The following is a 22,604-nucleotide window of genomic DNA, read 5'->3' on the forward strand; positions in this document are numbered from 1 at the left end:
CCGCCGGCCTGGACCCTCACCGACCGATCCTCAGGAGAATGGGATGGCCGCGTACACTCATGTAGACGGAGCCCTGGGGTCCGAAGCCAGCACGCGGGAGGTCGCGCTCCGCGACCTCCTCCAGGTGCTGCGCCGACGCCGGGGCACGATCATCGCCAGCGTCCTGTGCTGCACCGCGCTGGCCACCACCGGTGCCCTGCTCTATGAGCCGCGGTTCACCAGCCAGGCCGTGCTCATCATCGACCCGCGCACGACGGAGGTCACGGACATCAACGCCGTGATCTCCAACCTGCCGCGCGAGGCGGCGGCGATCCGGACCGAAATCGACATGATCACCTCGACCGCCACCGCCGCCAAGGTGGTGGACCGGCTGGGGCTGGTCCATGACCCGGAGTTCAATGGCGCCATTGAGCGGCCTTCGGCCATCGACCGCGCCATCGCCGGGATCAACGACACCGTCGGCTACGACCTGTCGCCGCTGCGCCAGCAGATCACCGGCTACCTGAATTCCGCCGGCATCGGCGTCAAGGAGCCGACGTCGCCGGAGAAGGAACGCGCGGCGGTCATCGCCGACGTGCGCCGCGGCCTGTCGGCGACCAGCGACGCGCAGTCTTACACCATCCTCGTCTCCTTCAAGGCGAAGGAAGCGGAGAAGGCGGCGCGCATCGCCAACGCCTTCGTCGACGAGTACCTGCGCGACCAGCTCCAGACCAAGAAGGACGTCAACCAGCAGGCCAACAAGTGGCTGGAGGACCGCATCAACGAGCTGCGCGCCCAGGTCGAGGTGTCGGACAAGGCGGTGCAGGATTACCGCGCGCAGCAGGGCCTCGTACTCGGCGGCACCGGCGGCGAAACCTTCCTGTCGCAGCAGCTGGCCGAGCTGAACCGCGCCCTGGTCGTCGCCCAGACGGAGCGCGGCCGGGCGGAGGCGCGGGCGCAGAATGCCCGGATCGTCGCGCGCAGCCCGACCGAGGGCAACGCGGCGGAGATCCTGGGCTCGCCGCTGATCCAGCGGCTGGGCGAAGAGGAATCGGGCATCGCGCGGCGGCTCGCCGAATACCGCACCCGCTACGGCGACCAGCATCCGGCGGTGCAGGCCTACGTCAATCAGTTGACGAACCTGCGCCAGAAGATGCGCGAGGAAGCCACCAAGATCATGGCGGTCATCAACAACGAGGTCGAGATCGCCCGCGCCCGCGAGCGCGAGCTTGAGGCCGCGTTGAAGAAGCTGACCGCCGAAACCGCGGGCGAGCTGGGCGCCAACGTCCGTCTGGCCCAGCTCCAGCGCGAGGCCGACGCCAACCGCCGCGTCTACGAAGGGCTGCTCCAGCGTCTCGTCGAAACGCGCGAGCAGGACGATCTTCAGCAGCGCGACGCCCGCGTCGTGTCCAAGGCGGAACCGCCGCTGGAGCCGTCGACGCCGGGCAAGAAGCTGTTCGTCGGCGGTGGTCTGGCCGTGGGCCTGCTGATCGGCATGTTCCTGGCCTTCCTGCGCGACCATCTGAACAAGACCTTCCGCAACGCCCAGCATGTGGAAGAGACGATCGGCGTGCCGGCCATCGGGCTGGTGCCGTCCCTGCCGCATCACAAGAACGCCAAGCCGGAAGACTACGTCCTCGACCGTCCGCGGTCGGAGTACAGCGAGGCGGTGCGCGCCATCGGCGTGTCGCTCTACGCCCGCGGCGCCCTGAACACCGGCTCCGTGGTGATGGTCACCTCCGCCGTTCCCGGCGAGGGCAAGACCACCGTCTGCCTGACCCTGGCGCGCATGCTGGCGGCGTCCGGCCGGCGGGTCCTGCTTCTGGAATGCGACCTGCGCTGCCCGCGCATCGGGAACGTGCTGGGCGACAACGCCCCGGGCGACCTGAGCGACCTCATCGTCGGCAAGGCGGAATGGCAGGACGTGGTCCAGGTGGATGGCCGCAGCGGGCTGCACTACGTCGTCGGCCGCCCGCACTGCGACCACCCGCAGGAGCTTCTGGGGTCGGAGAAGCTGGCGAGCATCATCAAGTTCGCCTCGCTCGAATACGACTGCGTCATCCTCGACACCCCGCCGATGGCGGTCGTGGCGGACGCGGGCGTGCTGACCCGGTCGGCGACGGAATGCCTGTTCGTGGTGCGCTGGGAGCAGACGCCGCGCGCCGTGGTCCAGCGGGCCATCGAGCGGCTGACCGAGCTGGGCCGCGACGTAACCAGCGTCGTGCTGAGCCGCGTGGACCTGAAGAGGCTGGCCCGCACCGACGCGTCGGAAGAGGCCTACGGCATGAACGAGGCGCGCCGCTACTACACGCGCTGACCATGACGTGACGGCGGAAACGCCCGGCGCCCCGGCGGCCGGGCGTTTCCGTACCCCAAGGGACGAGTTGGTCCCAGGGGGTTCATCGGGGGAACAGGATGAGTGCAACGCCATTTCCGCGAAACCGAGCCGCTCTGGCGGCGGCGCCCGCTGCGGACGCGCCGCCCGCCCGGCCACGGACGCCGCCGCTTCTGCGCAGCGCCGCCGATCTCACGCCCAGCCTGTTCGATCAGGTGGTGTGCGCCATCGGCCTGATCCTGCTGTGGGACGCGCTGCTGTCGGTGTTGATGTCCGCGCCCTCGCAGCGCTTCATCCTGCGCGCGGGCGGCGCACCGGAATCCTCCGGCGACACCATCAAGCAGCTCATCTTCGCCGGCCTCTACGCCACGGCCCTGCTGCGGATCGTCATGCTCCACGGCGTCCGGGCCTTCCGCTATCTCAGCATTCCCATGGCCCTCATGGTGGTGCTGGCCATTGCGTCCAGCCAATGGTCGCATGACCCGTCGCTGACCATCCGCCGCAGCGTGGCCCTGGTCGGCACGACCATCTTCGGCCTCTATGTCGGCCTGTCCTACGGCGAGGTCGCCCTGGCCCGGCTGATCCACCGCGCGGTCTTCGTACTGGCGGTGCTGAGCGCGCTTCTGGCGATCGGCCTGCCGAGCTACGGCCTGATGCCGGCGGAGCAGGGATCGCAGTGGCGCGGCGTCTTCTCCCACAAGAACGGCCTGGGCGACGCCATGGCCTTCGGCCTGACCGCCGGGCTGTTCGTCCTGCGCTCCCGCCCGGTGACCGACACCATGGCGCTGGTCTGGCGGCTGGGCACCTTCGCGATCATGGCCGGCTGTCTCGCCATGTCCGGCTCCGCCACGGCGCTGATCGTCGCCACGGCGGGCATGACCCTGGTGATGCTGGTTACCCACCGGCAGGACGCCGGATCGCTGGCGCTGGAGCTGTACGGCGGCACCATGGTCATCATGCTGGCCGCCATCTTCGCCCTGCTGAACCTGGAAAGCATCGTCGCGCTGCTCGGCCGCGACATCACGCTGACCGGACGCACGCTGATCTGGGACTTCGCCTTCCGCATGATCGAGCAGCAGCCGGTGCTGGGCTACGGCTTCAGCGCCTTCTGGTCGGGTCTGGACGCGCCGGGCGCGCTGTTCTGGCGCACCTCGGGCCGCTTCGACATCCACGCCCACAACGGCTTCATCCAGACGACGCTGGACGTCGGCCTGCTCGGCCTCGGCCTCTTCCTGGTGGCCTACGTGATCTACCTGTCGCGGATCGCCCGGATCGTCCCGGTCGACCGCAGCGGGGCGGCGCGCTGGCACATCGTCTTCGCCATGATGCTCCTGCTGGGCAACGTCGCGGAAAGCAGCCTGCTGATCCAGAACGGCCTGCTGTGGTTCCTCTTCACCGCCTTTCAGACGCGGCTGGCCAAGACGGTCCACGCCCACGCCCTGACGCCGCGTCCGGCGGCGGGACGGCGGCCCAAGCTGCAGAACGGCATCCCGGTGGCGGAGTCGCGGTCATGATGTCGAGCGGCTTCGCCTTCTTCGCGACCCGGATCGCCGTCGGCATCCTGGGCTTCGCGGCGGTCGCGGTCTTCTCGCGCATCGTCACGCCGGAGGCCTACGGCCATTACGCGCTGGTGATGGCGGCGGCGGCGGCGATCAACGCCTGCGGCTTCTCCTGGATGGGCCTGTTCGTCCTGCGCAAGTGCGGCGGCGACGCGGCCGAGCGGGACGCCTGGCTCTCCACCGTGGTCACCGCCTTCCTGGTGGTGGCCTGCGGGGTGCTCGCCGTCCTCGGCGCCGTGGTTGCCTTCTATCCGGGCATGAACGGCATCGACTACGTGCTGTATCTGCCGGTCATCGCGATCCTGATCTCCTGGTTCGACCTGTCGATCCAGATGTCGCGGGCGCGTCTGAGGGGCTCCGTCTTCGCGGCCAAGTCCTTCGCCAAGGCGCTGTTCGGGCTGGCGCTCGGCTCCGTCTTCGTGCTGATCGGCTGGAAGGAGGAGGGGCTGCTGCTCGGCACCAGCATCGGCTTCCTGCTGGTCACCGCGATCTGGCTGCGCTCCGACCTCAAGGGCATCTCGCTGCGCTGGCCGGCGCGGGAGCGGGTCGGCCTGCTGCTGACCTTCGGCGGCCCGCTGATGCTGAGCCTGATGGTCGGCTGGGCGCTCGATTTCGCCGACCGCTTCCTGATCTACTGGTTCATCGGCGAGGCGGCGGCCGGCGCCTACGCCATGGCCTTCGACCTCGCCAAGCAGCCGATCATGCTGGTGGCGTCGGCGGCCTCGCTGGTCACGCTGCCGATGGCGTCGCGCGCCTTCGACAGCGCCGGCCCGCGCGCCGCGCGCCCGATCATGGCACAGAACCTGACGATCCTGCTGCTGGTCTGCCTGCCGCTGGTGCTGATGGAAGTCATCTCCGCCCAGGGCATCGTCGGATTGCTTCTCGGCGAGGCGTACCGCGAGACCGGTGCGGCGATCATGCCGCTCGTCGCCCTGTCGGTCTTCATCAGCATCCTGCGCATCTATCACTTCGACCTGTCGCTGCACCTGACCAAGAAGACCGGCTACATTCTGAAGCTGACCATGCTGACGGCGGTGCTGAACATCGGCGCCAACCTGTTCCTGATCCCGCGCTTCGGGGTGATCGGGGCGGCCTACGGCTCGTTGGCGGCGCAGCTCGGCTGGGTGGTGGCCGCGGCCATCCTGATGCCGCGGGCCGGCGTCCTGGCGGTGCCGGTGAAGGATCTTCTGAAGGTGACCACCGCCGCCCTGCTCTTCGCCGCCGGGTTGAAGATCGCGGCGATGGAAAGCGACCTGCTGCTCGTCCAGCTCGCCCCGGCGGGCAGCCTCTATTTGCTGGCCCTGGCCGTGCTCAACCCCGCCAACCTGATGGGTCAGGTGCGGATCGCGCTGGCCCGGCTGAAACGCACCCGATCCCCGGCATGAACACCATGAACAGGCGTGAGGAAGGAACAGGCATCATGTCGAAAAAGCTGGTGGTTTGCGTGTGCACCTACCGCAGGCCGAAGGATCTTCACCGCACGCTGCTGTCGCTGGAGGGGCTGACCTTCAACCCCGACGCCCCGCTGGACGTCGAGGTGCTGGTGGTGGACAACGACCCGGCGCGCTCCGCCGAACCGCTGTGCCGCGAGATGGCGCAGGACTGGCGCTTCCCCATCCGCTACGCGGCGGAGCCGGTGCCGGGCATTCCCGCCGCCCGCAACCGCTGCCTGGACGAGACCACGGACGCCGACCTGATCGCTTTCATCGACGACGACGAGGTGGCGAGCCCCGGCTGGCTGGACTGGCTGGTGACCGCCATGGAGCGCACCGGCGCCGCCGTGGTCGCCGGCCCGGTCCTGCCGATCTACGAGAAGCGCCCGCCCGACTGGCTGACCAAGGGCCGCTTCCACGATCTGCAACGTTTGCCCACGGGCAGCGAGCCGGCCTATTGCGCCACCGGCAACGTGCTGTTCCGCCGCTCCATCCTCAAGGGCGGCGTCCGCTTCGACCCGGAGCTGAGCCTGTCCGGCGGCAGCGACGTGCTGTTCTTCGAGCAGATCCGCCGCCAGGGCCACCGCATCGTCTGGTGCGACGAGGCGACCATCGAGGAGCATGTGCCGGCCAGCCGCATGACCGCGCGCTGGATTCTGCGCCGCGCCTTCCGCCTGGGCACCTGCGTGTCGCTGACCGAGGCCAAGCTGAACGGTCAGCGCCGCACGCTGGTGAAGCGTTCCACGCTGGGTCTCGCGCACATCGCGCTGAACCTCGCCGCCCTGCCGCTGGTGCCGATGGCGCTGGCCTTCGACACGAGCTGGCCGATCCGCCGGCTGCAAAAGATCTGCGTCGGCAGCGGCTATCTCTACGGCCTGATGGGCTTCCAATATCTGGAGTACAAGCGATGAAGGACGCGAAGATGACAGGTGGTGCGGCGGAAGCCCCGCCCGTCACCGTCAGCGCGGTCATCCCGACGCGCAACCGCCCCCATCTCGTGCTGAAGGCCGTGGAGAGCGTTCGCGCCCAGACGCTCAAGGACGTCGAAATCGTCGTCGTCGTCGACGGGCCGGACCCCGCCACCGTCGCGGCCCTGGAGGCGGTGGAGGACCGCCGCCTGCGCATCGTGCAGAACCCGGCGTCGCTCGGCCCCGCGGGGGCGCGCAACGCCGGTGTGCAGGCGGCGCTCGGCGAGTGGATCGCCTTCCTGGACGACGACGATTCCTGGGCGCCGGAGAAGCTGGAGCGGCAGCTTGCCGCCGCCAAGGCGTCGGGCGCCACGCTGCCGGTGGTGTCCTGCAGCACCAGCGTCAGCATCGGCGAGCGCCGCTACGTCTGGCCGCAGCGCCGGCCGGAGCCGGGCGAGCCGATCAGCGACTACCTGATCGACCGCCGCAGCCCGCTGTCCCGCCCCGGCTATCTCGCCACCCCGACGATCATGGTGCCACGCTCGCTGGCCCTCGCCGTGCCGATGCCGGACTACCGCCATTTCGAGGATTGGGGCTGGCTGTTCCGCGCGCTCGACCAGCCGGGCGCCGAACTGGTTTTCGTGGACGAGCCGCTGTGCTTCGTGGAGATCGACGAGGGCCGCGCCTCGCTGCATTCGGTGGACGACTGGCGGCAGGCCTTCGAGTGGGCGCGCACGCACCGTCCGCTGATGACCGGCAACGCCTACGCCGCCTTCCTGATGACAAAGGTCGTCGGCATGGCCCGCCGCGAGGGGGACTGGAACGCCGTCCGCCGCCTGCTGGCCGAAGCGACGCGGGCGGGCGACCCGAAGATGCGGCATTACCTGATGTTCTTCGGGACCTGCGTGGTGCCGCCGTCCTTCCACCGCCGGGTCCGCGCGGCGACCCATTCGGACGCCGCGACGGCGTGAAGTGCGGGGGCGAAGTGTCGCCCCCCTCCCCTCTTCACATCACCACGGCCAGCAGCAGCGGCAGCGTCAGGAACGACAGCGCCGTGGACCCCAGCACCATCCCGGCGACCTCCTGCGGCGCGTTGTTGTAGCGCAGCGCCCAGAGGTAGTTGAACACCGCCACCGGCATGGTGCTTTCCAGCAGCACGACGCCGCGCATCGTGCCCTCCAGGCCCAGCACCTCCACCACCGCCAGCCCGGCGGCGAAGCCGAGCAGCAGGCGCAGCGCCGACATCGCCAACGACCGCAGCATGCCCTGCATCCGCAGGCCCGCCAGGGCCACCCCCAGCGAGAACAGCATCAGCGGCACCGCGCAGTTGCCGAGCAGCGTCGTCGTGTTGGTCACCCATTGCGGCGGCTGGAATCCGGTCATCAGGACGAAAACGGCCAGCGCCACTGCGTAGATCACCGGGGTGCGCAGCACCTGCTTGGCGTCCGTGCGCCCCGCCGCCAGGGCCGGGCCGATGGTGAACTGGAGGACGGCGAGCGTCGCGAAGAACAGCACCGCCAGCCCCATCCCGGTTTCCCCGAAGGCGAACAGGCAGACGGGAATGCCCATGTTGCCGCCGTTGGGGAAGCTGAGCGCCGGCAGATAGACGCGCAGCGGCAGGCGGCTGGCGAGCAGGATCGGCGTCGCCATCAGCCCGGCCAGCGCCATGCAGCCGACCGAGGCCACCGCCATGGTCAGCAGGTCGTCCCCTCCCAGCGTCAGGCGGGCCAGCGAGGAGAAAACCAGACAGGGGGTGGAAACGTTGATCGCGAAGGTGGTGATGAAGGCGCTGTCGTAGGGCAGCTTGGCGCGGCTCCAGCCGAAGCCGAGGGCGGCGATCAGGAACACCGGCACGACGACCGCGGCGATGCTGGACAAGGGGGCGAGCAGGTCCATGGTCAGCGCGCGGCCTGTGCTTTGGCGGCGTGGAACCAGCCCACCCCGTCCTCCGTCCGGGCGCGGGGCCGGTACTCGCAGCCGATGAAGCCGCGGTAGCCGGTGTCGGCCAGAACGTCGAACAGATAGGGATAGTGGACCTCGCCGCGGTCGGGCTCCTGCCGGTCGGGCACGCCGGCGATCTGCACATGGGCGGTGAGGTCGGCGTTGGCCCGGATGCGGGTGGCGAGATCGCCCTCGCTGATCTGGCAATGGTAGAGATCGAGCTGGAGCTTCAGGTTCGGGGCCCCGACCTCGCCGATCACCCGGCGGGCCAGCGCGGTGTGGTTCATCAGATAGCCGGGCATGTCGCGGTTGTTGATCGGCTCCACCAGCAGCGTCAACCCGGCCTCCGCGCAGGCCGCCGCCGCGTGGCGCAGATTGCCGGTGTAGGTCGCCAGCGCCGCGTCGCGTTCCTGACCCTCCGGCGGGACGCCGGCCATGCAGTGCAGCAGTTGATTCCCCAGCACCTTGGCATAGGCGATGGCGGTCGCCACGCCCTCGCGGAACTCCGCCTCGCGGCCCGGCAGACAGGCGATGCCGCGCTCCCCCGCCGCCCAGTCGCCAGGGGGCAGGTTGAACAGCGCCTGGGTCAGCCCGTGGTCGTCCAGCGCCGCCTTGATCCGCTCCGCCGGAACGTCGTAGGGGAACAAGAACTCCACCGCGTCGAAGCCGGCCGCCGCCGCGGCACCGAACCGCTCCAGGAAGGGCCGCTCGGTGAACATCATGGACAGGTTGGCGGCGAACCTCATGGCGTCCGTCCCCCGGTTCTTGTGGGCATAGTCCCCTCCCGCGTCGTCTGGGCCGCCGTGGCGGCCGGTTGGCCCGACAATGCAGCAGGCGGACGGTCCGGACAATCGCCGGCCTATGCCGCACACGCTTGTCAGGTGACCGCCCATACCGGTTGCGCAAGATTGCGGGTGACACGCACAGTGCACGGCCTTTGCCGCAGCCGGACCCGACGGATGATGAAGCGACTCGCCTCCACCGCCCTGACCCTCCTTCTGGCCGCTTTGGGGGGCGGGCTGTTCGCCTTGGCGGGGCTTCCCGCGGCGTGGCTGATGGGGGCGATGACCGCGGTGGCCGGCGGGGCGCTCGGCGGGCTGAAACTCCGCCTGCCCTCCCCGCTCGGCACCGCCGCCTTCGTTCTGCTGGGCATCTCCATGGGCGCCGGTGTGACGCCCGACACGCTGCACCAAATGGCCTCCTGGCCGCTCAGCATGGCGCTGCTCGCCGGATCGGTGATGGCCTGCCTGTACGCCTGCTCGGCGTGGCTGGAGCGGGTGCACCGCTGGGACCCGGCGACCGCGCGCTACGCCGCCGTTCCCGGCGCGCTGGGCGCGGTGCTGGTGATGGCGGCGGAGAGCCGGGCCGACCTGCCGCGGGTGGCGCTGGCGCAGAGCCTGCGCCTGTTCGTCCTGGTCGCCGCCATGCCCTGGCTGCTGGAGCTGGTGTCGTCCACGCCGGGCCTGCCGCCCCGCCCTGCCCTCTCCGACCCGGCGGACGCCCTGCCCGAACTGGCTCTTCTGGTCGGGGTCAGCGCCTTGGCGGGCCTGCTGTTCCAACGGCTGCGCGTGCCCGGCGGCGTGCTGCTCGGCGCCATGCTGGGGAGTGCGGTGCTGCATGGCAGCGGCCTTGTGGACCACCGCTTGCCGGGCTGGCTGCTCAACGCGGGCTTCGTGGTGACGGGGGCGATGATCGGGTCGCGCTTCGCCGGGGTCACGCTGGCCTCCCTGCGGGCGGCGCTGCGCCCGTCGCTGGAAAGCGTGGCGCTGGCGCTCGTCCTGTCCTCGGTCTTCGCCTGGGCGGGGGCCTGGATGCTCGGGCTTCCCTTCGGCCAGCTCTGGCTCGCCTACGCGCCGGGCGGGGTGGAGGCGATGACCATCGTGGCCTTCGTGCTCGGCCTCGACACCGCCTTCGTCGGCACGCACCACGTCGTGCGCTTCGCCGGGCTGGGCTTCCTGGCCCGCTGGTGGCAGCCCCGCCGCGGCTGAGCGGGCGCCTTACAGCCCGTCGAAAAGCAACTGCGCCGGTGGCTCGGCCTTGCGCTTTTTCTTCTTCTCCTTGGGCGCCTTCTCCGCCGCCGGTTTGTCTTCGGCTGATTGATCCTGGGCGGCTGTATCCTGAACATCCGGGTTCAGGGCCATCTCCACCCGCTCCAGAGGAGCCGGTTCGGGCACGGGGGCGGGCGATGCCACCTCGACCGGCTCAGGGGGGTGTGTCGGTTCTTCCGCAGCCGGAGTTTTGATGGGCGGCGCGTGCTCCTCCGTAGCCTCCTGGACCGGCTCGACCGCCGGTTCCTCATCCAGTTTGGCCTTCTTCTTCTTCGGGCGGGTCGGCCGCGGGTCGATGCCCACCCCGTCCTTGGCGCGGGCCTTGGCCTTGTCGCGGGCAACGGCCTCCGGCGCGTTGGGGTCGTCGTTCAGCCACTTGCCGCGCTTGATGACCTCGTTCACGCGGCCCTGGTTGACGCCGAGCTGGAACGCGATCTCCTGCTGCGTCATGTCGGTGGTGCGGTGAAGCTCCAGAATCTGTGCGGCGAGTTCCGGAGTCATCTTCTTGCCGACGACGCGGCGCGCCGGGCGGATTGACCGCTGGGCCTTGTCGCGCTCGCGCAGCTTGCCCAGGATCTCCAGGGCCTCCGTGTTGCCCGCCGTCTTCAAGGCTTCTTCGAATTCCTTGAGCGTCGTCACCCGTTCCTCCTGCCACCATCCACCCGCGGCGACGCCATCGCGCCGCCGGCTTACAAGACCGACTATACATGGAATCGCGCGGACGGTTGAGAAGGCTCTTGTGAGGATATCCACAGAATGGCACGGCCGGGGTGGACGGCGATGCGACGCTATTAGACGTCTAATCGCCGGAGACCGTCATTCGCCGGGATACTGGTTTTCCTTCAGAAAGCGCGCGAGGTGAGCGGCGTTGCGCGCGGCCATGGCCGAGGTGGAGACCACCTTGTCCGGCACCCTGTCCAGATCCTGGAAATCGGTCTTCTGCATCGCCTCTCCCACCCAATAGCAGACGGCGTTGGCGGCAAGCGTGAAGCCGACGTCGTTCAGCGCTTGGAACAACTCCGCCGAGACATGGTGGGCGCCGTCCTCGTTGCCGACCACCGCGACCAGTGCGACCTTGCCATAGGACACCATGCGGCCCTGGTCGTCCGTCTCGCCCAGGAAGGCGTCCATGCGCTCCAGCACCCGCTTGCACACGCTGGACGGTTGCCCCATCCAGATCGGCGTGCCGAGGACGAGGATATCCGCCTCCAGCACTTGGCGGCGCAGGTCCGGCCATGCGTCGCCCGGCCCCTCGTCCGAGGTGACGCCGGGCTTCACGTCATGGTCGGCGACGCGGACCGGCGCGCCCACCTCGACCCCATGGGCGGCAAGGTCCTTCTGGAGCAGGCCGATCATCGCGTCGGTCGAGGAGGGCTTTCCCGACGGCTTCAGGGTGCAGTTGAGCGCGAAGGCGTTGATCGGCATGGTGCTCTCCGGATGCGATCCGCCGCCTGACGGCGGTAACGGAAAGCAACATCCGCCCCTGGCAAACGTTGCGGCTTCCGGAACACGGCCACCGAAACCATGACCACCGAATTGCCCCGGCACAGCCCATCCGCCATCGGATAGGATGCGGTGGACAGAACCACAACGGAGGAAGAGCAATGCCGATCATGACCGTCCGACCCCTGTGCCTTGCCGCGGCGCTGGCCGGGTCCCTGGCGCTGGCCGGATGCGCCGGAAACTCGACGGGGCTCGGGCTGAACCTCGTCTCGCAGGAGCATCTCGTCGAACTCGGCCAACAGGATTGGCAGCGCCTGATCCAGTCGACCCCGGCCACCGCCAACGCCAGCTACCAGCGCCGCGCCGAGCAGATCTCGGCCCGCCTGCTGCGCGCCGCCTCGCTCGACCCCGCGGGCTGGGAGGTGCGCGTGTTCCAGGGCAAGGAGGCCAACGCCTTCGCCCTGCCCGGCCAGAAGATCGGCGTCTATGAGGGGCTGTTCCAGTACGCCAAGACCGACGCGCAGCTCGCCGCCGTCATCGGCCATGAGATCGCCCACAATCTTGAGGGCCACGCCGCCGAGCGGGTGAGCACCCAGATGGCCACCGACGCCGGCACCAGCATCCTAGGGGCCGTGGCCGGGGCGAGCGGGGTTGGCGGCAGCGAGATGATCGCCGCGGCGTTGGGCACCGGCGCGCAGTACGGCCTGCTGTTGCCCTATTCCCGCAACCAGGAGCTGGCGGCCGATCGCGCGGGGCTGCTGATGATGGCCCGCGCCGGCTATGACCCGCAGGCGGCCATCGAGCTGTGGCAGAACATGAAGCAGGCGGGGGGCGAGCAGCCCACCTTCATGTCCACCCACCCCGGCACGGCGGACCGCATCGCCGCTCTGCAAAAGCTGATGCCCGAGGCGAAGGCGGCCTACAAGCCGGGCTGACCGGAGCGGCGGGCGGTGCATGGATTGCGCCGCCCGCCGGAGGCTTGTCCCGCGAGAAAATTTTCTCGCCGGATGTTGACTCCCCTACCCTGCCCCGGAGTCAACATTCCAGCTTGACCGGGCTCGGGCGCCGCGCAAAAGTGGCCTCGGGGCAAGGCAGGGGAATGAACCATGCGCGGCGAGGACATCAAGGCGTTCCGGGAAGGCCGGACGCTGAACCAGCCGGATTTCGCGGCTTGGCTGAACGAGAAACTCGGCCGGAAATACGACAAGGCGAAGATCTCGCGCTGGGAGAACGGCAGCGAGAAGATCCCGGCCCCGGTCATTTCCCTGCTGTTGCGGGAGAAGATCGGAACGGTGACGCGGCATGGCCCGGCGCTGATCTGTGCCGCGGCCAACCGCAAGGGCGGCGTGGGCAAGACCGCCTTCACCGTCAACACCGCCACCCTGCTCGCCCGGCACTTCAAGGTGCTGCTGATCGATGCCGACCCGCAGGCCAACGCCACCATCCATCTCGGCATCAACTCCATCGAGCGCGAGCGCGAGGAGAAAACCCTCTACTACGCGCTGAAGGCATCCGTCGAGGCGCTGAAATCGCGGGGGAAAGGCTTCGACCTCGGCGACTACATCGTCACCACCGACAGCGGGCTCGACGTGATCCCCAGCGGCATGCGGCTGGGCGACGCGGAGGCGGAGCTGCAAAGCCAGTCCTCGGGCGACTGCGCGCTTCGTGAATGCCTGGATGGCGGAGCGCGGCAGAGCTACGATTTCATCTTCGTCGACACTCCGCCGCATTTCGGCATGCTGGCGCGCAACGCGCTGACCGCCGCCAACACCGTCGCCATTCCCTGCCAGACCGAGATGCTGAGCGTCGCCGGCGTGGAGTTTCTGCTGGAGAACCTGGACATGATCCGCCGCCGGGCCAACCCGGGGGTCAGCGTTCTCGGCATCCTGCCGACGATGTTCAACGCGCGGCTGACCCAGGACCAAGCGTCGCTCGACGACATTCGCAACCTGTTCGGCGCGAAGCTGCGCGTCTTCGGCCCGATCCCGCGGGCGACCGTCTACGCCCAGTCGGTGGCCGCCGGGCGCGCCGCGCTGGAGGCGGTGCCGGACGCGCCGGGCTACGAGGTCTATCAGGCCGTCGCCGACGCGCTGATTCAGGAACGTGCCCGCATGCCGGAGGTGATGGCCCATGTCGCGTAAACTGGCCCGGACGAACACCGGTGTGCTGGCCACCGCGGCGGCCGAGCGCCAAGCCCGCGAGGACGGGCAGGGCTTCAACCGCCGCGGCCCGGTCGTCGTGGAGATCGACGTCGGCCGCATCGTCACCAACCCCGACCAGCCGCGCCGCCATTTCGACGAAGCGGACATGGAAGCGCTGAAATCCTCCATCGCGCAGCATGGGCTGGCCCAGCCGGTCGGCGTGCAGCAGCTGGGCGACGGACGCTTCCAGCTCGTCTTCGGGGAGCGGCGCTTCCGCGCCGTGCGGGCGCTCGGCCATCCGACCATCTACGCCGTCACCGTCACCGGTGCGTCGGACGAGCTGGCGCTGATCGAGAACGTCGTCCGCGCCGACCTGTCCCCCTTCGAGGAGGGCGACGCCTACGCCCGGTTGATGGAGCGCCACGGCTACCGGCAGGAGGATGTCGGGCGGATCGTCGGCAAGGACCGGGTGGACATTTCCCGCGCGCTGCTCATCAGCCGCCTGCCGCAGCGCATCCGCGACGAGTACCCGCTGCACCGCCCGGCGCGCTACCGGCTGGTGGAGATCGCCCGGCTGAAAGGGGAGGGCGAACAGCTGCGCGGCTGGGACGTGCTGGTCACGGAGATGACCCGGCGCTCCGCCGACGAGGAGACCCCGGCGCCCGTGGCGGCAAAGCCCCGCAGCAACGCGGTTCCGACCGGCAGCGCCTTGCCGAAGCCGCTGGCGAAGGCGGTGTTCGGGGCGCGCCGGACCGTTGCCAGCGTCCGTGAACAGGGCTTGGCGCTGGCCGACATCGATCGGGAGACGCTCCGCGCGATCCGCGACGACATCGACGCGATCCTGAACGCCGGGAAGGGCAGGGGAGGGGAGTAAAAAAGACGGCTCCGCGAGAAAATTTTCTCGCGGAGCCGTCTTCCGGGGCGGTTCAGCGGCTTTCCGACGCCACCAGCACGGCCGGGCTCCGGGCGCTGTCCAACGATTGCAGAAGATTCGTGCGGGCCATCACCAGCAGCAGGTCCGTCTGGGTCACCACCCCCAGCAGCCCGCCGCTTGCATCCACGATGGCGACCTCGTGCGTGCCGCCGTCCGACAGTGGGCCGAGCAGGCGGAAGGCCGGGGTTTCCGGGCCGGCGGTCACCGGCGGGGCCATCACCGCCGCCACCGTCGCGGCGTCCCCGACCAGATGTTGATGCCCGACCAGACCGACCACCACGTTGCGCCGGTCGACCACCGGCAGGGTGCGGAAGGCGTGCTCGATCAGACGGGCACGGGCCACCTCCGGATGGGCCTCCGGGCTCACCGTCACCACATCATGGGCCATGATGTCGCCGCAGGTGATTCCACTGTGCATCCGCTCCATGGCGTGAAGCTCCGCCTTCTCCAGAAGCGCGCTCAGGTCGTCGCGGTTAACGTCCAGCGCCTCTCCCAGCTCGCGGATCGCCTCGTCCAGATCGTCGGCGGTCACACCGGCGCGCGTCCGGGCGGGCGGATCGGCGGTTCCATGGGTGTTGACCGGCTTGGGCGGCGCCCGGTGCGGGTAGGAATGGCCGGAGAAGCGGTGAAACGTCCAGCCCGCCATCACCAGCAGAATGGAATTGACGGCCACCGGATAGAACACGAACTGCATCCCCGACGCTGCGATCGCCGGGCCGCCGATCACCGCGGTCAGCGCGGCGGCACCGCCCGGCGGGTGCAGGCAGCGCGTCATCGACATGGTCGCGATGGCCAACGCCACCGCCACGCCGCCGGCCAGCATCGGGTCGGGGATCAGCGCCGCAACCATCACCCCGACCAGCGCCGACAGGGTGTTGCCGCCAATGATCGACCAGGGCTGAGCCAGCGGACTGGCCGGCACCGCGAACAGCAGAACCGCCGACGCCCCCATCGGCGCCACGAGGGGCGCCACCAGGGCCGGCGCGCTGGTGATGTGGGTCAGCAGGTTGTGGCAGAGCAGGCCCGTCGCGGCGAGGCCGAGCATGGCCCCGCAGCAGGCGATCAGCCGGTCCTTCAGGTTCGCACCGGGCAGAATGGGCCTGAACAGGGCAAGGCGGCGGCGGTTTTCGCGTTTCTTCAGCAGAGTAATTTTCCAGCGGCGCAGCAGGAGCCGTATCTCGCGGTGCATTCGGCCCTGTCCCTCCCATGGTTTCGGCTTGCGGCGGCAAGATAGAACCTCAAGCTAAGTTGAGGTCAAACGGAAAGTGCCGGACGACGTCATCGTTTCCGCACGGTGTCGCCGCCATCGGACAGGACATCGGGAGCAGGCGCCTTGACCAGGGGCAAGGGCGTGATTCCGTCCAGCGCCGCCTTCAGCCCCAGAACGCGCTCCATCGACGCCTTCCACTGGGCGACGGTCGCCAGATTGTCGATGGGCCAGGACAGCGCCGCGACGGCCTGTTGAAAGGCCTGCGCGGTCTGCATCATCACCCCCAGCGTGATGGTCCCCGCGACGTAGCGGGGCGCCACCACCAGGATGGGAAAGACCGCGGACAGCACCGAGTAGGACGCGCCGAAGGCCATCACCCGGGCCAGCGCGCCGGTCTGCCGCTCCCAGCCACGGCGCACCCCGCCGAACAGCAGGGCCATGCGGCCGCGCTCCACGGCCTCGCCATGCTGCCGGGCGATGATCGGGGCATTCTCCCGCACCCGCGCCAGCCCGAAGCGGAAATCGGCCTCCAGCCCCTGCCGGCGCTCCGCCGCGCGGACCAGCGGCCGGGCGACGGCGATGGCCGCGGCCGTCCCGGCGGCGGAGAAGGCGAGGGCGAGGAGGAGCAGATGGCCGGGCACCGCGAGGCTCACGCCGCCGAGCGTGACAGGAACGACTCCGGAAAGCTGCCACAGGATGCCGGCGAAGCTGACCAGCAACAGCAGGCAGTAAGTCAGCGAATGGCCCAGGTCGATGGCGAGTTCGGTGACGATGCGGACGTCCTCGGCGATGCGCCCGTCCGGGTTGTCGTGGTCGCCGGGGCGGGAGGCGAGGGCCAGCTCCCGGCCGTCCGACAGCCAGTCGCCGACCAGCCGCCGGGTCAGCCACGCCCGCCAGCCAAACTGGAGGCGCCGCTTTACCCACAGATGCGACACGGTGACGGCGATGTTGAACAGCAGGATGCCGCCGGCCACCGCGGCCATGACCGGCAAACGGTCCATCGCCCGCTGCTCCAGCGCGTCGAACAGGCGCTGGCTCCACAGGTTCAACATGACCGGGACCGACACCTGCGCCACCGTCAGGGCCAGAAGGGCCGCCGTCAGCAGCCATACCGACCAGCGGTCCCGCCCCGCCCAGTAGCCCCCGGCCAGCCTGGCGAAACGCCGGACGAAGCCGGAAGCGCCCCTCAGGGAAATCCTTCTCATCATGACCGACCAATCCCGGCCGCCCAATCGAAGCGCCAAACCGAGACGCCTGTCGCTCAGGCGTCTCGGTTCAGCCTAACACCCATCCGGCGGACGGGAACCGGAACAAGCGGCGAATCCCCCTCCTGCCGGGTCAGGCGGCCCGGACGGTGGCGATGAAGCTGCGCACCTCGCTGCGCAGACGTTCCGCCTCGACGGCCAGTTCCTCCGAGGTGCCGTGGACGCGGCTGGCGGCGTCGCCGGTTTCCGACACCGCCGTGCTGACGCCGGCGATGTTGCGCGACACCTCCTCCGTCCCCTGGGCGGCCTGGGACACGCTGCTGGCGATCTCGCGGGTCGCGGCGGCCTGCTCCTCGATGGCCGCGGCGATGGTGGTGGCGATCTCGCTCATCCGGCCGATGGTCTGGCCGATGCTGCCGATGGCCTTCTGCGCGCCGCCGGTGGTTTGCTGGATCTCCTGCACCTTCGACTGGATCTCATCGGTCGCCTTGGCGGTCTGGTTCGCCAGCGCCTTCACCTCGCCCGCCACCACGGCGAAGCCCTTGCCCGCCTCGCCGGCGCGGGCCGCCTCGATGGTGGCGTTCAGCGCCAGCAGGTTGGTTTGGGCGGCGATGCCGCTGATGATCTCCACCACCTGCCCGATCTGCTCGGCGGCGGTGACCAGGGCGCGCATCGTCTGGTCGGCGCCTTCAGCGTCGCTCACGGCCTGACCGGCGATGCGGGTGGAGATCTCCACCTGCTGGCCGATCTCGGCAATCGAGGCCGACAGTTCCTCCGTCGCGCTGGCGACGGTCTGCACGTTGGCCGACGCTTCCTCGGAGGCGGAGGCGACCAGGAGCGAGCGCTCGCTGGCGTCCGTCGCGGTGCCGGACAAGGTGCTGGCGGCGTTGTGCATGCCACCGGCGGCGCTCGCCACCGCCTCGACAATGCCCTGGACCGTCGTCTCGAAGGTATCGGCCATGCGGATCATGGTGGCGCGGCGCTGCTCGGCGGCCTGACGTTCGGCCGCCTCCTGGGCCTTGCGCATGCGTTCCATTTCCTCGGCGTTCGACTTGAAGACCTGAAGGGCGCGGGCCAGCGCCCCGATCTCGTCCTTCCGCCAGCCCTCGTCCACCTGCACCGACCGATCGCCTTCGGCCAGCCGGCCCATCGCTCTGGTGATGGCGCCGAGCGGACGGGTGATGGCCCGCGAGATCATCCAGGCCAGCAGCAGGCCCAGCGCCACGGCGGCGGCGGTCACCGCGGTTCCCTGCCGCTCGGCGGCGGTCACCGCGGTGGCGGCGCTGATCTCCAGCCCCTTCAGAACCTCGGTGGAGTTCTGGCGGATCGCCCCGATCCTCCCGTTGATCTGGGCACCGGCGCGGGTCAGCGTGTCGGCGTTGACGTGCGCCATCTCCTCGGCGATGGCGGCGATGCGCTCGATGCCGGCGGTGTAGCGCGGCAGTTTGGCGAGCACCTCGTTGCGTTTGGCGGCACCCGGGGAGTCGGCCCAGCCCTTGGCTTCGCCCTCGACATCGGCGGCCACCGCCGCCAGATCCTGGCGGATGCGGACCAGATCCTCGGGCTTCGTCTCGGTCACGAAGCGGGCGACCAGCACGCGCACCAGCAGATACTTCTCGCTGACCCCCGCGGCCTGAACGGTGCGGTCCAGGTTGCCGGTCTGCCGTTCCGCGGCGACCAGATCGCTCAGCGTCCGGCGGATGTCGGCGCCCAGCGTGTTCACGACCTCCGCGACGATGCCGTCGCGCTCGGTGCGCAGGGCGACCAGACGGTCGAAGCCGGTCAGGAAATCCCGCTCCAGCCCGCGGATCTCCTCCACCGCCTGACGGTCGGCGGAATCGCCGATGGCGGGAGCCGCCTTGTCCAGCTGCCGGCGGAACTCGCCGGCGGTGGCGCGGAATCGATTGGCCGCGCCGTCCGTGCCGACGACGAGAAATTCCGCCGCAGCCCCCAGCGCGTCGGACAACGCGGTGTCCGCCACCCCCAGCGTCACCGTGACGTCGGACTGCGCCGCGTAGCTGCGCAGCGCTTCGTCGTTGGACCGAAGACCGCTCCAGGACACCGCCCCCAACGTGACCAGCAGGGCCAGCGTGACCCCGAATCCGGTATAGACCTTGGTGGCGGTGCGCAAGTTGGCAAAGGCACGAAGGGAGGTGGTCATGATGGGATATCCTGCCTGGGGTATTTTTTGTTCGGCGTCGGTCGCCCGCACCGGATCAAATCATTCTCAAATTCCATACCAACTCCCAATCCCCGCGCAATTGCTGTTCCACCCAGCAAAATTCCCGAGCGGGCTGCGCGGTTGTTCCTTCCCAACCGTTGCAATTTGCCAACGCGCTCCCATCCGCGTCGCAAATTGCCACGCCCGCGTCTGCGGGTTGCGAATGGGAACGCCCGAACCATCCCGATGTTGAGGCCCCATGTTGAGAGAAGCGCCGCCAGAGCGCAGACTGGAATCCCGCACACGCACGGAACAACGAGAGGTCGGTCATGCCGGACAGCAAGCATTTCGCTCCGCCCGGACCCATCGGATTTGGTGGCGCTCCGCTCGGCAACATGTTCGAGGAGGTGCCGGACGACGTGGCGGAGGCCACATTGTCCGCCGCCTGGGACGCCGGCATCCGCTATTTCGACACGGCGCCGGAATACGGCCCCGGCATATCGGAGCACCGGTTCGGCCATGTTCTGCGCAATCGCCCGCGTGACGACTTCGTTCTGTCCACCAAGGTCGGGCGCCTGCTGCGCGCCGATTCCAGCAAGGGCGGCAAGCACGGCCCCTTCGTGAAGGGGCTGCCCTTCCGGGTGGACTATGATTACACCGCCGACGGGGTGCGCCGCTCCATCGAGGACAGCCTGCAACGGCTGGGCATGGCGCGCATCGACATCGCCTACATCCACGACTGCGCGGAGGACGCCCACGGCGACCGCTGGCTGGAGGTGTTCAACACCGCCATGACGGGCGCCGCCGTGGCGCTGACCAAGCTTCGCGAGGAGGGTGTGATCCGCGGCTGGGGGCTTGGCGTCAACCGGGTGGAACCCTGCGTGATGGCATTGGAGCGGGCCGACCCGGACGTCTTCCTGCTGGCCGGGCGCTACAGCCTGCTGAACCAGCCGGCGCTGGACACGCTGTTCCCGCGCTGCCAGGAACGCGGCGTCCATGTCGTGGTCGGCGGCCCCTACAACTCCGGCCTGATCGCCGGGGGCAAGACCTTCGAGTACCAGGAGGCTCCGCCGGACAAGGTGGCGGCGCGCGACCGTCTGGCCGAGATCGCCAAACGGCACGGCGTGGACCTGCGGGCGGCGGCGCTGCAATTCTGCGCGGCGCACCCGGTCGTCGCGTCGGTCATTCCGGGCACCAAGAACCCGCCGCGCGTGCACGAGAATATGGCGTTGATGAAGCAGCCGATCCCGGCGGACTTCTGGCGGGAGCTGAAACAGGCCGGCGTCCTGCCGGAGCAGGCCCCAACGCCGGCCTAGTCTTCCGTTTGGACGGCGGCGATCCAGTGGCGGAAGCTCTGCATCGCCGCCGTCTCGGGACGGGAATGCAGGCGGGTCAGCCAGTAGCGGCCCGCCGGCACCTCGATGGCGAAGGGGCGGACCAGCCGGTCGGTGGTCAGGTCATGGCCGAACAGCCGCGCCGGCAGCAGCGCCACCCCGGCCCCCATCGCGGCGGCGGCGGCGATGGTGGGGGAGGAGTCGAAGACCGGACCGCGGATGGCCGGGCAGGGCACCCCGGCCAGCGCGAACCAGCGCTGCCACTCCTCGATCCGGTAGGAGCGCAGCAGCACCTCCCGCGCGAGGTCCGCCGGGGCGGACAGCCGTTGCGCCAGCGCCGGGGCGCAGAGCGGGGTCAGCGGGGCGTCGAGCAGCGGCACCGCCTCCACCCCGTGCCAGGAGCCGTCGCCGAAGCGAATCGCGAAATCCAGCCCCTCGCCGGCCAGATCGACCCGGTTGTTGTTGGTCAGGATGCGCAGGTCGACCGCCGGGTTCGCCGCGGTGAAGGCCGGCAGGCGCGGCAGCAGCCAGCCCGTGGCGAAGGTCCCCACCACCCCGACCGTCAGCACCTCGTGGTAGCGCCCGTCGGCGAAACGGTCGAGCGTCGCGCCGATGCGCTCGAAGGCGTCCATCAGCACGGGCACCAGCGCCGCCCCTTCGTCGGTCAGGGCGAGGCCGCGCGGCAGACGGCGGAACAGGGTGACGCCCAACCGCGCCTCAAGCGTGCGGATCTGCTGGCTGACCGCCGCTTGGCTGACGCACAGTTCCAGCCCGGCGCGGGTGAAGCTGAGATGGCGGGCCGACGCCTCGAAGGCGCGCAACGCGTTGAGCGGAAGCTGTGGACGGGCCATGGACAGCTATAAGTTTTTCTTGCGGCTTGTGAAAACTATCATCGTTTGTTCGAAGGCCGGCAGCTTTTTATCGTCCGCCCATCGACACGGCATGACACGAGGACAGAATGATCGGACGGCGGGCTTTCCTGGCCGCGGCGGGCGGCGTGACGCTGCTGGCGGCGACCGGCGTGAGGGCGGAGAAACCCAGGAAATTCGGGGATAAGCGGCTGGCCGACGCCATCGCCGCGCTGGAAACCCGCAGCGGCGGGCGGCTGGGCGTGGCGGTGCTCGACACCGGCACCGGGCAGCGCTTCGGGCATCGCGCGGACGAGCGCTTTCCGATGTGCAGCACCTTCAAATTTCTTTTGGCTGGCGCCGTCCTGAAGCGGGTGGACGAGGGGCGCGAGCGGCTGGACCGGCGCATCCCGGTGACCAAGGCGGACATGGTCCCCTACGCCCCCTTCGCCGAAACACGCCTCGACGGCCCGCCCCCGACGGTGGCCGAGCTGTGCGAGGCGACGATGACGCTCAGCGACAACGTGGCGGCGAACCTGCTGCTGCCGACGGTGGGCGATCCCGCCGGGCTGACCGCCTTCCTGCGCACATTGGGCGACCAAAAGACCCGGCTGGACCGCAACGAGCCGTCGCTGAACAGCGCCATTCCCGGCGACCCGCGCGACACCACCACGCCCGCGGCGATGGTCCACAGCATGGAGCGGCTGATGTTGGGCGACGCGCTGACCCCGGCGTCGCGCGACCAGCTCATCGCCTGGATGGTCGCCAACCGGACCGGCGACAAGCGCCTGCGCGCCGGGCTGCCGAAGGGCTGGCGGGTCGGCGACAAGACCGGCACGGGCACACGCGGGACGGCCAACGACGTCGGCATCGTCTGGCCGGAGGGGAGGGCGCCCCTGCTGATCGCCAGCTACCTGACCGAGACGGCCGACGCCTTCAAGGAACGGGATGCGATCCACGCCGGCGTGGCGCGGGCGGTAGCCGACGCGCTCAAGGGCTGATCCACGCCGGACACTGTGGTCCGCCCCCTGCGGCATGTCGTCACTGGGGTTTACCCTAAGAAGTGTAGGGATGCCCCCAATGGGAGTGGGGGCAGGGGGCCGGTACCCTTCGCACCATAGGGCC

Annotated in this window: 19 protein-coding genes; 11 read left to right on the forward strand and 8 right to left on the reverse strand. The window is 69.6% G+C overall.

Annotated features, from left to right (window positions below; translation table 11 throughout):
* The first annotated feature begins 43 nt into the window (after positions 1 to 43).
* The 5 genes from DS837_RS06270 to DS837_RS06290 all read left to right on the forward strand — a co-directional run bounded on the left by DS837_RS06270 (position 44) and on the right by DS837_RS06290 (position 7,185).
* The gene (locus tag DS837_RS06270) at positions 44 to 2,296 is read left to right on the forward strand and encodes a GumC family protein (protein WP_149163930.1); all 2,253 of its coding nucleotides are present in this window, start codon (positions 44 to 46) and stop codon (positions 2,294 to 2,296) included.
* A gap of 98 nt (positions 2,297 to 2,394) precedes the next feature.
* Entirely contained in the window at positions 2,395 to 3,828 is a 1,434-nt protein-coding gene (locus DS837_RS06275) for an O-antigen ligase family protein (RefSeq protein WP_149163931.1), read from the forward strand.
* Entirely contained in the window at positions 3,825 to 5,258 is a 1,434-nt protein-coding gene (locus DS837_RS06280) for a lipopolysaccharide biosynthesis protein (RefSeq protein ID WP_149163932.1), read from the forward strand. Before DS837_RS06275 ends, DS837_RS06280 begins: the two co-directional genes overlap by 4 nt.
* A 35-nt stretch (positions 5,259 to 5,293) precedes the next feature.
* Complete coding sequence (locus DS837_RS06285) at positions 5,294 to 6,217, forward strand: glycosyltransferase family 2 protein (RefSeq protein WP_149163933.1); 924 nt, start codon at positions 5,294 to 5,296, stop codon at positions 6,215 to 6,217.
* Positions 6,214 to 7,185 (forward strand): glycosyltransferase family 2 protein, encoded by a 972-nt coding sequence (locus DS837_RS06290; RefSeq protein ID WP_149163934.1) that lies wholly within the window; start codon positions 6,214 to 6,216, stop codon positions 7,183 to 7,185. The genes DS837_RS06285 and DS837_RS06290 overlap by 4 nt, the downstream gene beginning before the upstream one ends.
* Positions 7,186 to 7,219: 34 nt before the next feature.
* On the opposite strand, the gene DS837_RS06295 is transcribed toward DS837_RS06290, so the two are convergent.
* Both DS837_RS06295 and otnI read right to left on the reverse strand, forming a co-directional pair.
* Positions 7,220 to 8,110, reverse strand: a complete 891-nt coding sequence (locus DS837_RS06295) for an AEC family transporter (protein ID WP_149163935.1) — start codon at positions 8,108 to 8,110, stop codon at positions 7,220 to 7,222.
* Positions 8,111 to 8,112: 2 nt separating this feature from the next.
* A complete protein-coding gene (gene otnI / locus DS837_RS06300) occupies positions 8,113 to 8,901 on the reverse strand; it encodes a 2-oxo-tetronate isomerase (protein ID WP_149163936.1) in 789 nt (262 codons plus the stop codon).
* A gap of 213 nt (positions 8,902 to 9,114) precedes the next feature.
* Between otnI and DS837_RS06305 the strand changes: the two genes are divergently transcribed.
* Positions 9,115 to 10,143, forward strand: a complete 1,029-nt coding sequence (locus tag DS837_RS06305; protein ID WP_149163937.1) for an AbrB family transcriptional regulator — start codon at positions 9,115 to 9,117, stop codon at positions 10,141 to 10,143.
* Positions 10,144 to 10,152: 9 nt separating this feature from the next.
* Here the strand turns inward: DS837_RS06305 and DS837_RS06310 are convergent, their stop codons facing one another.
* Together DS837_RS06310 and DS837_RS06315 are read right to left on the reverse strand one after the other, a co-directional pair.
* Positions 10,153 to 10,842: a sigma factor-like helix-turn-helix DNA-binding protein gene (locus DS837_RS06310; RefSeq protein ID WP_149163938.1), complete on the reverse strand. Its 690-nt coding sequence runs from the start codon at positions 10,840 to 10,842 to the stop codon at positions 10,153 to 10,155.
* Positions 10,843 to 11,019: 177 nt separating this feature from the next.
* Complete coding sequence (locus DS837_RS06315; RefSeq protein ID WP_149163939.1) at positions 11,020 to 11,628, reverse strand: flavodoxin family protein; 609 nt, start codon at positions 11,626 to 11,628, stop codon at positions 11,020 to 11,022.
* A gap of 188 nt (positions 11,629 to 11,816) precedes the next feature.
* On the opposite strand from DS837_RS06315, the gene DS837_RS06320 reads away from it, so the two are divergent.
* The 3 genes from DS837_RS06320 to DS837_RS06330 all read left to right on the forward strand — a co-directional run bounded on the left by DS837_RS06320 (position 11,817) and on the right by DS837_RS06330 (position 14,661).
* Positions 11,817 to 12,581: a M48 family metallopeptidase gene (locus DS837_RS06320; protein ID WP_247889797.1), complete on the forward strand. Its 765-nt coding sequence runs from the start codon at positions 11,817 to 11,819 to the stop codon at positions 12,579 to 12,581.
* Positions 12,582 to 12,752: 171 nt separating this feature from the next.
* Entirely contained in the window at positions 12,753 to 13,787 is a 1,035-nt protein-coding gene (locus DS837_RS06325; protein WP_149163941.1) for an AAA family ATPase, read from the forward strand.
* Positions 13,777 to 14,661 carry a ParB/RepB/Spo0J family partition protein gene (locus DS837_RS06330; protein WP_149163942.1) on the forward strand — a complete coding sequence of 295 codons (885 nt, stop codon included), beginning with the start codon at positions 13,777 to 13,779 and terminating at the stop codon, positions 14,659 to 14,661. Before DS837_RS06325 ends, DS837_RS06330 begins: the two co-directional genes overlap by 11 nt.
* A gap of 52 nt (positions 14,662 to 14,713) precedes the next feature.
* Here DS837_RS06330 and DS837_RS06335 read toward each other — a convergent pair whose 3' ends face one another.
* The 3 genes from DS837_RS06335 to DS837_RS06345 form a co-directional block, all read right to left on the reverse strand.
* Positions 14,714 to 15,910, reverse strand: coding sequence for an HPP family protein (locus tag DS837_RS06335; protein WP_149163943.1), 1,197 nt, complete (start codon positions 15,908 to 15,910; stop codon positions 14,714 to 14,716).
* Positions 15,911 to 15,999: 89 nt separating this feature from the next.
* Positions 16,000 to 17,139, reverse strand: coding sequence for an SbmA/BacA-like family transporter (locus DS837_RS06340; RefSeq protein WP_149163944.1), 1,140 nt, complete (start codon positions 17,137 to 17,139; stop codon positions 16,000 to 16,002).
* Positions 17,140 to 17,269: 130 nt separating this feature from the next.
* Positions 17,270 to 19,297: a methyl-accepting chemotaxis protein gene (locus DS837_RS06345; protein ID WP_149163945.1), complete on the reverse strand. Its 2,028-nt coding sequence runs from the start codon at positions 19,295 to 19,297 to the stop codon at positions 17,270 to 17,272.
* Between the two features lie 329 nt (positions 19,298 to 19,626).
* On the opposite strand from DS837_RS06345, the gene DS837_RS06350 reads away from it, so the two are divergent.
* Positions 19,627 to 20,613 carry an aldo/keto reductase gene (locus DS837_RS06350; RefSeq protein ID WP_149163946.1) on the forward strand — a complete coding sequence of 329 codons (987 nt, stop codon included), beginning with the start codon at positions 19,627 to 19,629 and terminating at the stop codon, positions 20,611 to 20,613.
* Here DS837_RS06350 and DS837_RS06355 read toward each other — a convergent pair.
* Positions 20,610 to 21,482, reverse strand: a complete 873-nt coding sequence (locus DS837_RS06355) for a LysR family transcriptional regulator (protein ID WP_149163947.1) — start codon at positions 21,480 to 21,482, stop codon at positions 20,610 to 20,612. The two genes, DS837_RS06350 and DS837_RS06355, sit on opposite strands and share 4 nt — an antisense overlap.
* Before the next feature lie 107 nt (positions 21,483 to 21,589).
* On the opposite strand from DS837_RS06355, the gene bla reads away from it, so the two are divergent.
* Complete coding sequence (gene bla / locus DS837_RS06360; RefSeq protein WP_149163948.1) at positions 21,590 to 22,480, forward strand: class A beta-lactamase; 891 nt, start codon at positions 21,590 to 21,592, stop codon at positions 22,478 to 22,480.
* The last annotated feature ends 124 nt before the right edge of the window (positions 22,481 to 22,604 follow it).

It is taken from the genome of Azospirillum brasilense (assembly GCF_008365405.1).
GTDB classification, from domain to species: Bacteria; Pseudomonadota; Alphaproteobacteria; order Azospirillales; family Azospirillaceae; genus Azospirillum; species Azospirillum brasilense_D.

Coding starts and splice junctions, on each gene's coding strand:
- DS837_RS06270 (WP_149163930.1), top strand. CDS start 44: ATGGCCGCGTACACTCATGTAGACGGAGCCCTGGGGTCCGAAGCCAGC.
- DS837_RS06275 (WP_149163931.1), top strand. CDS start 2,395: ATGAGTGCAACGCCATTTCCGCGAAACCGAGCCGCTCTGGCGGCGGCG.
- DS837_RS06280 (WP_149163932.1), top strand. CDS start 3,825: ATGATGTCGAGCGGCTTCGCCTTCTTCGCGACCCGGATCGCCGTCGGC.
- DS837_RS06285 (WP_149163933.1), top strand. CDS start 5,294: ATGTCGAAAAAGCTGGTGGTTTGCGTGTGCACCTACCGCAGGCCGAAG.
- DS837_RS06290 (WP_149163934.1), top strand. CDS start 6,214: ATGAAGGACGCGAAGATGACAGGTGGTGCGGCGGAAGCCCCGCCCGTC.
- DS837_RS06295 (WP_149163935.1), bottom strand. CDS start 8,110: ATGGACCTGCTCGCCCCCTTGTCCAGCATCGCCGCGGTCGTCGTGCCG.
- otnI (WP_149163936.1), bottom strand. CDS start 8,901: ATGAGGTTCGCCGCCAACCTGTCCATGATGTTCACCGAGCGGCCCTTC.
- DS837_RS06305 (WP_149163937.1), top strand. CDS start 9,115: ATGATGAAGCGACTCGCCTCCACCGCCCTGACCCTCCTTCTGGCCGCT.
- DS837_RS06315 (WP_149163939.1), bottom strand. CDS start 11,628: ATGCCGATCAACGCCTTCGCGCTCAACTGCACCCTGAAGCCGTCGGGA.
- DS837_RS06320 (WP_247889797.1), top strand. CDS start 11,817: ATGACCGTCCGACCCCTGTGCCTTGCCGCGGCGCTGGCCGGGTCCCTG.
- DS837_RS06325 (WP_149163941.1), top strand. CDS start 12,753: ATGCGCGGCGAGGACATCAAGGCGTTCCGGGAAGGCCGGACGCTGAAC.
- DS837_RS06330 (WP_149163942.1), top strand. CDS start 13,777: ATGTCGCGTAAACTGGCCCGGACGAACACCGGTGTGCTGGCCACCGCG.
- DS837_RS06335 (WP_149163943.1), bottom strand. CDS start 15,910: ATGCACCGCGAGATACGGCTCCTGCTGCGCCGCTGGAAAATTACTCTG.
- DS837_RS06340 (WP_149163944.1), bottom strand. CDS start 17,139: ATGATGAGAAGGATTTCCCTGAGGGGCGCTTCCGGCTTCGTCCGGCGT.
- DS837_RS06345 (WP_149163945.1), bottom strand. CDS start 19,297: ATGACCACCTCCCTTCGTGCCTTTGCCAACTTGCGCACCGCCACCAAG.
- DS837_RS06350 (WP_149163946.1), top strand. CDS start 19,627: ATGCCGGACAGCAAGCATTTCGCTCCGCCCGGACCCATCGGATTTGGT.
- DS837_RS06355 (WP_149163947.1), bottom strand. CDS start 21,482: ATGGCCCGTCCACAGCTTCCGCTCAACGCGTTGCGCGCCTTCGAGGCG.
- bla (WP_149163948.1), top strand. CDS start 21,590: ATGATCGGACGGCGGGCTTTCCTGGCCGCGGCGGGCGGCGTGACGCTG.